The organism is Stenotrophomonas sp. Steno-Z10-HUANG (genome assembly GCF_056393075.1).
This window is the reverse complement of record NZ_JBWJPA010000010.1, coordinates 148,315-157,230: the sequence shown is the minus strand read 5'-3', so window position 1 is coordinate 157,230 and position 8,916 is coordinate 148,315. Positions and strand designations below refer to the sequence as shown.

The following is an 8,916-nucleotide window of genomic DNA, read 5'->3' as shown; positions in this document are numbered from 1 at the left end:
CCGAAGCTGAAACACAGGCACGCTGGCTGCTGAAGCAACGTGGGCTTGCCTACATCGAAGCCAATGCATCCCAGGCACTGCAGCCCCTCAACGTAGCCGACTCGCGCCTCGCGCGGCTGTGGCTTGCCGAATCGCTGGCGGCACAGGGGAAACACAGCCAGGCCACTGCCGAAATGCAGGCGTTCCTGCGGCAGTGGCCTGCCTCGGTGCTGTCTCCTCAGTTGCTGTCCAGGGCCGAGGCGATCCTCTCGGCCTCGAAGCAGAAGACCACCGCGTGATTACCCGCCCGCGTGAGGTGGGCCTGCAGCTCGCTGCGGGCGGCGGCGATCTCTTCCTTGCTGGCCAGCCGGGTGGTGGTCATGCAATAGAACGGATCGCCCGCGGCAGGCGTCATGGGCGCCAGCGCCTGCGCCGCATCCACGCCAAGATCGGCCAGTGCCTGGATGGGGTTTTCGTGGAAAAGCGCACGGAATGCATCATCGCTGGACAGCTTTTCCAGCAGCGTGTCCGCCATCACCGCATCCAGGCCGGGATGGCCAGCCGCAGCGTCGTCATTGTTGGAGCCGTTGCTCATTGTTCCCCCTGTCCGGTTGGGGGGCGCCAGGGGCGCTTGACCGGCTTCTTGAAGTTGTATGGATATGCAGCGCCCCCCTGCGCGGCATGAGGATCATACCCATGAACGTGCGTCGCTGTGCATGCGTTTTTTTTGAATCGCGGGAGACTGCGAGTTTTGATCTGGCCGGGCTGCTCGCTGGCGGTGTGGGGGTCGCGCGTACCCGTCGCTGGCTCGCACTGGCGCCGCACCTCGAGCAGGAAATCGAGGTGTCGGAGGCAGAGATGGCATGGCTGGGGCGTTTCAGTCCGCAGCTGTGGAGCGTGGCCGATGCCATGCCAGAGGACATCCTGTCGCGCCTGCTGGAAACAGGACTGCTGATTTCCGATGAGCCCCGCTTTGCATCGCAGTGCGCGGCCGATGAACGCCACCGCGCATTGAACTGGTGGCCACTGGCCGCGGTCGTGCACAAGGCCAGTTGCTGGAGCGGCGTGGACAGCGTGGCCTCGATGCAGCGGCTGGGCATGGATACGGTCGCCGGCCTGCTACGTACCTGCGGCACACCGCCGCCGGCTGTGGTCGAACGGGAGGGCTGCGGCCCGGACATCCCGCTGCAGCGTGTCCCCGCCGACAGCCTGGACAGGCTGCTCGAAAGACGCACCACGTGCCGCAACTTCGATAGCGGGCGGGAACTGGAGCAGGCCATGTTCGCGCGGATGCTGGACCGCGTCTTCGCCGCGCAGGGCAGCGTGGTCGCGGGCGAAGGCATCGAGTTCCTGAAGAAACATACTCCCTCAGGTGGAGGGTTGCATGCCACCGAGGCCTACCTCCTGGTGCAACGGGTGCAGGGCGTGCCGCCAGGCCTGTACCACTACCGCCCACACGTGCATGCCCTGCGTCCGTTGCCCGCCCCGGCCATGCCGCTGGATGAGCTGGCGCGCAGGGCACTGGCGGGGCAGTGGTGGTTTGCCCAGGCGCCGGTGCTGGTGATCTATGCGCCTCGCGTGGCGCGCAGCTATTGGAAGTACCGCGACCACCCCAAGGCTTACCGCGCGTTACTGATGGACGTTGGCCACCTTTCGCAGACGCTGTGCCTGAGCGCCACCGACCTGGGCCTGGGAGCGTTTGTGACCGCGGCGATCAACGAAGGCGAGCTGGAGCGTGCCTTCGGCCTGGCGCCCTTGTGTGACGGACCGGTCGCAGTGGGTGGATTCGGCTGGCGCGCCGCGCTACAGGAAGTCGCCGAGTTCGATCCCGGAGGCAGGGTCTGGGAACGAGCCGAATGAATCGTGGCCGCCGCCGCGGCACTGGCGCGCATCGACGCGGATTCTTGACGACGACTCCTCTTCGATCCGCCGGTCAGGCCTGTTGGTCGCCAGCGGACCTGCGCCGGGAGTTGCCTGGCTGAAGGCGGTCAAACCGGATCCGGCCAGGCGTGCGCCCGGGGATGGTGCATGGCGCGCCCATCGCCCCGCGAGTCGCATGGTGGGGCGATGGCCAGCGATCACATGGGATGGATGCGGTCCTGCTGGCAGTGAGGGCAAGTCGCACCGCCGCACCGATCATGCCCCGGTTATCCCGATTCTGATGATGGTTGCAACCTGATCGCCTCCGGGACAATGTGCGGATCAGCTTTCCGGGCCCGCCTCGAAATCCACCAGCACCGCGCCGTCGCCCACCTGGTCGCCGCCGCGCACGCGGTAGCCGTTGACCACGCCGTCGGCCGGCGCCTGCAGGGTGTGTTCCATCTTCATCGCTTCCATCACCAGCAGCGCGGTGCCACGGGTGACCCTGCTGCCCGGCTCAACCAGCAGCGCGATGACCCTGCCGGGCATCGGCGCCAGCAGGCTGCCACCGTGGTCGTTGCCGGCGTCGGCCTCGGCGACCGGATCGTGCACGGTGAAGCGGCGCTGGCCGCCTTCGCCGAAGAGGTAGAGCGCATTGCCGTCGTGCAGGACGTCGCCGCGGTACAGGCGGCCGCCGGCCTGCAGGGCGTAGCTCACTCCGTCCGCCTTGCCGTCGACCCGCAGCGGATCGCCGTCGCCGCCGTGGACCTGCCAGCCGTCCGCGTCGCGGCGCACCCGCAGCGTGCGTTGCTGCTGCAGGTATTCCAGCGTGACCGCGCGCGCGGCCGGGCCGGTCAGGCGCCAGCCGTCGGCGATGGACCAGGCAGACGCATCGGCCGGCGTTGCGGCGCCTGACCCGCTGGCGAGTACCGCGGCCACGGCCCAGTCGGCGTCGCTCGCGGCGTGCTGGGTGATGTCCAGCGCGTCGCGTTCGCGCTCGATCAACGCGGTGTCGAGATCGGCATGGCGGAAGGAGGCGGTTGCCACCAGCCGGTGCAGGAACGCGGCATTGGTGGTGACGCCGGCCACCTGGCAGCGCGCCAGTGCGCGCCGCATGCGCAGCAAGGCCCGGTCGCGGTCCTCGTCCCAGACGATCAGCTTGGCGATCATCGGGTCGTAGTAGGGGGTAATGGCATCGCCCGGTTCGACCCCGGCGTCCACCCGCACGTGGGCATCGGGCGGCGGCAGGCGCAGGTGGCGCAGGGTGCCGGTGGAGGGCAGGAACCCACGGTCGGCATCCTCGGCGTACAGCCGCGCCTCGATGGCGTGGCCGCGGATGGCCAGCTGCGCCTGGGTCTTCGGCAGCGGCTGCCCGGCGGCCACGCGCAGTTGCCACTCCACCAGGTCGGTGCCGGTGATCATCTCGGTCACCGGGTGCTCGACCTGCAGGCGGGTGTTCATTTCCATGAACCAGAACTCGCCGGTGGGTGCGGCGATGAACTCCACCGTGCCCGCGCCGACGTAGCCGACCGCGCGCGCGGCGTCGGTGGCGGCCTTGCCCATCGCCGCGCGGCGCTCGGGCGTCATGCCCGGTGCCGGGGCTTCTTCCAGCACCTTCTGGTGGCGGCGCTGCACCGAGCAGTCGCGCTCGAACAGGTGTACGACGTTGCCATGGCTGTCGCCGAACACCTGGATCTCGATGTGCCGCGGCCGTTCGATGTACTTCTCCACCAGCACGTGCGCGTTGCCGAACGCGGACTGCGCCTCGCGCTGGCAGCTGGCCAGGGCGGCGTCGAAATCCGCGCTGGCCTCGACCTTGCGCATGCCCTTGCCGCCGCCACCGGCGCTGGCCTTGATCAGCACCGGGTAGCCGATGGCGTCGGCCTGCGCGCGCAGGAACGCCGGTTCCTGGCGGTCGCCGTGGTAGCCGGGCGTCAGCGGCACGCCGGCCTGCTGCATCAGCGCCTTGGCCGCGCTCTTGTCGCCCATCGCATCGATGGCGCTGGCTGGCGGGCCGATGAAGACGATGCCGGCCTCGGCGCAGGCGCGGGCGAAACCGGCGTTCTCGGACAGGAAGCCGTACCCGGGATGGATCGCCTGCGCGCCGCTGCGGCGCGCGGCGTCGAGGATGGCGTCGCCGCGCAGGTAGCTTTCCGCCGCCGGCGCCGGGCCGATGCGCACGGCTTCATCCGCCAGCCGCACATGCCGCGCGTCGCGGTCCGCGTCCGAATACACCGCCACGGTGGCGATGCCCAGGCGGCGGCAGGTGGCGATGACGCGGCAGGCGATTTCGCCGCGGTTGGCGATCAGGATCTTGTCGAACATGGCGTATTCCATGACGTGCTGCGCGGTGGCAGCTTGAAGTATTGAAGAGCTTTCACTCCCCTGCCGGGGAGCGAGCTACTTTTCTTTGCTCGTGCAAAGAAAAGGTAGCCAAAAGAAAGCACGCCCTGCCTCCGCGCCCAACGCGCTGCGCGCGCCGGGTCCACTTCGCCGCCGGGATTTTTCGACACGACATCCGTGTCGTGTCGAAAAACGACGTGCATCCATGCACGTCGCCCTCCGGGTCCTCTCCGTCGGCTGCGTCGCTGCGGAAGGGAACCCGGGAAAGCGAAGGCAGCCGCAAGAGCCAGAGCACAAGCGTAGGCGTCCGGCTCGATGCGTGTCATGCCGACGGCCTCACATCCGGAACACGCCGAAGCGCGTGTCCTGCGCCGGCGCGTTGAGGCTGGCGGCCAGCGCCAGGCCGAGGATGCGGCGGGTGTCGGCCGGGTCGATCACCCCGTCGTCCCACAACCGCGCGCTGGCATAGTACGGGTGGCCCTGGCGTTCGAACTGCTCGCGGATCGGCGCCTTGAACGCCTCCTCCTCGTCGGCCGGCCACTGCCCGCCCTTGCCCTCGATACCGTCGCGCTTGACCGTGGCCAGCACGCTGGCGGCCTGTTCGCCGCCCATCACCCCGATGCGCGCGTTCGGCCACATCCACAGGAAGTGCGGCGAATAGGCGCGGCCGCACATGCCGTAGTTGCCGGCGCCGAACGAGCCGCCGATCACCACCGTGTACTTGGGCACGCGCGCGTTGGCCACCGCCATCACCAGCTTGGCGCCGTCCTTGGCGATGCCGCCGTGTTCGTATTTGCGGCCGACCATGAAGCCGGTGATGTTCTGCAGGAACAGCAGCGGGATCCCGCGCTGGCAACACAGCTCGATGAAGTGCGCGCCCTTGAGCGCCGATTCGGAGAACAGGATGCCGTTGTTGGCGATCACGCCGACCGGGTGCCCATGCACGTGGGCGAAGCCGGTGACCAGGGTGTTGCCGTAGCGCGGCTTGAACTCGTCGAAGCGCGAGCCGTCGACGATGCGCATGATCACCTCGCGCACGTCATAGGGCTTGCGGGTGTCGCTGGGGATCACGCCATACAGTTCGCGCGCATCGAACAGCGGCGCGTCGGCGGGCTGCAGCGCGACGCGCGGCTCGGGCCTGCGCCAGTTGAGGCTGGCGATGATGGCACGCACCCGCGCCAGCGCCTGCAGGTCGTTGTCGGCCATGTGGTCGGCGACGCCGGAAATGCGCGTGTGCACGTCGGCCCCGCCCAGTTCCTCGGCGCTGACCACTTCGCCGGTCGCCGCCTTCACCAGCGGCGGGCCGCCGAGGAAGATGGTGCCCTGTTCCTTGACGATCACCGTCTCGTCGCTCATCGCCGGCACATAGGCACCGCCCGCGGTGCAGCTGCCCATCACGCAGGCGATCTGCGGAATGCCCTGCGCCGACAGGTTGGCCTGGTTGTAGAAGATGCGCCCGAAGTGGTCGCGGTCGGGGAACACCTCGTCCTGCAGCGGCAGGAACGCGCCCCCGGAATCGACCAGGTAGATGCAGGGCAGGTGGTTCTGCTGCGCGATCTCCTGCGCGCGCAGGTGCTTCTTGACCGTCACCGGGTAGTAGGTGCCGCCCTTGACCGTGGCGTCGTTGGCGACGACCAGGCATTCCACGCCCTCGATACGGCCGATGCCGGCGACCATGCCGGCGCCCGGCACCGGGTCGTCGTACATGCCGTGCGCGGCCAGCGGCGCGATCTCGAGGAACGCGCTGCCGGGATCGAGCAGCGCGTCGATGCGCTCGCGCACCAGCAGCTTGCCGCGCGCGGTGTGCTTGGCCCGGGCCGCATCGCTGCCACCACGCGCGGTGCGTTGCAGGGTGGCGCGCAGGTCGTCGACCAGCGCCTGCATCGCCGCGCGGTTGGCTTCGAATGTCTCGCTGCCGGGCTGCAGCTGGGTTTTCAGTACGCTCATGGCAGTGGTTCCTGCGGTGGCCTGGGTGCCGTCGGTGGGGGCGTCCGAAGGGCGGGTGCGGGGCGCGCCGGGATCATGATGCGCGAACCCCGTCGATGCCGTTCACCCGCCAGCCCCCGGGGAGAGGTCCGGCGGTCGCCGGGCCTGGATCACGCGGTGCGCTGGAACAGCTCGCGCCCGATCAGCATGCGGCGGATTTCCGAAGTGCCGGCGCCGATCTCGTACAGCTTGGCGTCGCGCCACAGGCGCCCGGCCGGGTACTCGTTGATGTAGCCGTTGCCGCCGAGGATCTGGATCGCCTCGCCGGCGGCCCAGGTGGCCTTCTCGGCCGAGTACAGGATCGCGCCGGCAGCGTCCTGGCGGGTGGTGCGGCCCTGGTCGCAGGCCCTGGCCACCGCATACACGTATGCGCGGCACGCGTTGAGGCCCACGTACATGTCCGCCAGCTTGGCCTGGATCAGCTGGAAAGTACCGATCGCCTCGCCGAACTGCCGGCGCTCGTGCACGTACGGCAGCACCACGTCCAGCGCCGCGGCCATCAGCCCGAGCGGGCCGCCGGACAGCACCACGCGTTCGTAGTCCAGGCCGGACATCAGCACCTTGACCCCGCCGCCGACCTCGCCGAGCACGTTCTCCACCGGCACTTCGCAGTCCTGGAACACCAGCTCGCAGGTGTTGGACGCGCGCATGCCCAGCTTGTCCAGCTTCTGCGCGGTGGAGAATCCCTTCATGCCCTTCTCGACGATGAAGGCGGTGATGCCGCGCGACCCGGCCTCCGGGTCGGTCTTGGCGTAGACCACCAGCACGTCGGCATCCGGGCCGTTGGTGATCCACATCTTGTTGCCGTTGAGCACGTAGTGGTCGCCGCGCAGGTCGGCGCGCAGTTTCATCGACACCACGTCCGACCCCGCGCCCGGTTCGCTCATCGCCAGCGCGCCGACGTGCTCGCCGCTGCACAGCTTGGGCAGGTACTTGTGCTTCTGCGCCTCGCTGGCGTTCTTGCGCAGCTGGTTCAGGCACAGGTTGGAGTGCGCGCCGTAGGACAGGCCGATGCCGCCGGAGACGCGCGAGATCTCCTCCATCGCCACCACGTGGGCGAGATATCCCATGCCGCTGCCGCCGTATTCTTCCTCCACGGTCATGCCGAGCAGGCCCTGCTCGCCCAGCTGGCGCCAGAGCGCATCGGGAAACTGGTTGCCGGCGTCGGCAGCGGCCGCCAGCGGCGCGATGTGCGCGGCGGCGAACTGGGCCACGCTCGCGCGCAGCATGTCGATCTCTTCGCCGAGATCGAAGGAAAGGGTGGGGACGTGCATGGGGGCGGCTCCGGTACGGCAGGACGGGTGGGCGCTCCGGGAGGGGGACGGGCGGACCGTCGGCACGGGCGTTTACGCGCAGCCTAGCCGGTCTCCATGAAAAAGTGAATACAAATTCAATAATTGAACCTAGAATCAGCCCATGGCCTACAAACGTTCGGAACTGATGGAAAAGCGCCTCGCCGGCAACCGCGAGGCGATCCTGGCCGCGGCCCGCCGGCTGGTCGCCGCCGGCGGCTACCGCAATGCGCCGGTCACCGCGGTGGCGGCCGAGGCCGGGGTATCCACCGGCCTGATCTATCGCCATTTCCCGTCCAAGGCCGACCTGTTCGTGGAAGTGCTCACCGCCGCGGTCGAGCATGAGCTGGACATCCTCTCGGCCATCGCCGACCAGCCGCAGCCGGCGGCGCTGCGCCTGCAGCAGGCGGTGGCCTCCTTCGTGCGCCGTGCACTGGCCGGGCCGGCGCTGGCCTATGCCTTCATCGCCGAACCGGTGGACCCGGAGGTCGAGGCCGAGCGCATCCGCTGTCGCCGCCTGTTCGGCGACGTGTTCAAACGCATCCTCGGCGACGGCGTGCGCAGCGGCGAGTTCCCGCCGCAGGACCTGGACGTGGGCGCGGCCTGCATCGTCGGTGCGTTCACCGAGGCACTGGTCGGCCCGACCGCGCCCAGCCGCGACGGACTGCGCGGTGGCGAGCCGCTGGTCGAGGCGATCGGGGCCCTGTGCCTGCGCGCGGCCGGTGCCGGCATCGGCGCGCAGCGCGCCTGATCGCGGCCGGCCCGTGGCCACCGGTGCCCGTTGCCGGTGGGTGGGGGCGCTGGTCTATACTCCGCCGGTAGCTGTGGTCCACCGACTACTTGCCAGGGGTGTTGATACGTGCGGAATTACGACCTGCAGTTCCTGAAGCGCTTCTCCATCGTGATCGCCATCTTGGCTGTCGTCACGGTCGGGTTGATCATCTTCGCGTCGTTCCTGCAGCGCGCGATTCCCACCGAAGCATCCCCGCAGGCGGTCGCGCGCGTCGAGCAGCGCATCGCCCCGGCCGGCGCGGTCTACGCGGGCAGCACCGGCGCCGCGGCGCAGGCCGCGGCGGCCGAAGCCGCGGCAGCGCAGGCCGCGGCCGCGGGCGGCGCCTACGGCGGCACGCTCGATGGCAAGGTGATCTTCGACAAGCTGTGCACCGCCTGCCACCTGACCGGCGTGGGCATGGCGCCGACCCTGGACCATGCGCACTGGGACAAGCGCATCGCCCAAGGCAAGGAGACGCTCTACAAGCACGCCATCGAGGGCTATACCGGCCCCGACGGCGGGGTGATGCCGCCCAAGGGTGGCAACGCCGGCCTGAGCGACGAGCAGATCCACGCCACCGTCGACTGGATGCTGGCAAACCTGAAATAAAACGTGCCCATCATGGACACGCGGCGCCGCCCTCCCGGGCGGCGCTTTGCTTTCCGCCGTTCTGGAGTCCGCCCC

General features: G+C 69.3%; 7 protein-coding genes and 1 pseudogene. 4 read left to right on the top strand and 4 right to left on the bottom strand.

The window, feature by feature from the left end; all coding sequences use genetic code 11:
* Positions 1–278: pseudogene (locus AC06E6_RS13810) on the top strand (putative peptide modification system cyclase); the annotation flags it as partial.
* On the opposite strand, the gene AC06E6_RS13805 reads toward AC06E6_RS13810, so the two are convergent.
* A complete protein-coding gene (locus AC06E6_RS13805) occupies positions 218–574 on the bottom strand; it encodes an NHLP-related RiPP peptide (RefSeq protein WP_161614505.1) in 357 nt (118 codons plus the stop codon). The pseudogene AC06E6_RS13810 and the gene AC06E6_RS13805 overlap by 61 nt on opposite strands.
* 101 nt (positions 575–675) lie before the next feature.
* Between AC06E6_RS13805 and AC06E6_RS13800 the strand changes: the two genes are divergently transcribed.
* Positions 676–1,839: a putative peptide maturation dehydrogenase gene (locus AC06E6_RS13800; RefSeq protein ID WP_240212475.1), complete on the top strand. Its 1,164-nt coding sequence runs from the start codon at positions 676–678 to the stop codon at positions 1,837–1,839.
* A 342-nt stretch (positions 1,840–2,181) separates the two neighbouring features.
* Here AC06E6_RS13800 and AC06E6_RS13795 read toward each other — a convergent pair whose 3' ends face one another.
* The 3 genes from AC06E6_RS13795 to AC06E6_RS13785 all read right to left on the bottom strand — a co-directional run bounded on the left by AC06E6_RS13795 (position 2,182) and on the right by AC06E6_RS13785 (position 7,442).
* On the bottom strand, positions 2,182–4,164 hold the full coding sequence (locus AC06E6_RS13795; protein WP_240212474.1) for an acetyl/propionyl/methylcrotonyl-CoA carboxylase subunit alpha: 1,983 nt from the start codon (positions 4,162–4,164) through the stop codon (positions 2,182–2,184).
* 354 nt (positions 4,165–4,518) lie between these two features.
* The gene (locus tag AC06E6_RS13790; RefSeq protein WP_240212473.1) at positions 4,519–6,129 is read right to left on the bottom strand and encodes a carboxyl transferase domain-containing protein; all 1,611 of its coding nucleotides are present in this window, start codon (positions 6,127–6,129) and stop codon (positions 4,519–4,521) included.
* Positions 6,130–6,278: 149 nt separating this feature from the next.
* Positions 6,279–7,442: an isovaleryl-CoA dehydrogenase gene (locus AC06E6_RS13785; protein ID WP_478061702.1), complete on the bottom strand. Its 1,164-nt coding sequence runs from the start codon at positions 7,440–7,442 to the stop codon at positions 6,279–6,281.
* A gap of 142 nt (positions 7,443–7,584) precedes the next feature.
* Between AC06E6_RS13785 and AC06E6_RS13780 the strand changes: the two genes are divergently transcribed.
* Both AC06E6_RS13780 and AC06E6_RS13775 read left to right on the top strand, forming a co-directional pair.
* Positions 7,585–8,211 (top strand): TetR/AcrR family transcriptional regulator, encoded by a 627-nt coding sequence (locus tag AC06E6_RS13780; RefSeq protein WP_240212471.1) that lies wholly within the window; start codon positions 7,585–7,587, stop codon positions 8,209–8,211.
* A 108-nt stretch (positions 8,212–8,319) separates the two neighbouring features.
* Positions 8,320–8,841, top strand: a complete 522-nt coding sequence (locus AC06E6_RS13775) for a c-type cytochrome (protein WP_104939843.1) — start codon at positions 8,320–8,322, stop codon at positions 8,839–8,841.
* The last annotated feature ends 75 nt before the right edge of the window (positions 8,842–8,916 follow it).

Bases quoted from the DNA above. Each gene is read 5' to 3' on its own strand.
- AC06E6_RS13800 (WP_240212475.1), top strand. From the start codon at position 676: ATGAACGTGCGTCGCTGTGCATGCGTTTTTTTTGAATCGCGGGAGACT.
- AC06E6_RS13795 (WP_240212474.1), bottom strand. From the start codon at position 4,164: ATGTTCGACAAGATCCTGATCGCCAACCGCGGCGAAATCGCCTGCCGC.
- AC06E6_RS13780 (WP_240212471.1), top strand. From the start codon at position 7,585: ATGGCCTACAAACGTTCGGAACTGATGGAAAAGCGCCTCGCCGGCAAC.
- AC06E6_RS13785 (WP_478061702.1), bottom strand. From the start codon at position 7,442: ATGCACGTCCCCACCCTTTCCTTCGATCTCGGCGAAGAGATCGACATG.
- AC06E6_RS13790 (WP_240212473.1), bottom strand. From the start codon at position 6,129: ATGAGCGTACTGAAAACCCAGCTGCAGCCCGGCAGCGAGACATTCGAA.
- AC06E6_RS13805 (WP_161614505.1), bottom strand. From the start codon at position 574: ATGAGCAACGGCTCCAACAATGACGACGCTGCGGCTGGCCATCCCGGC.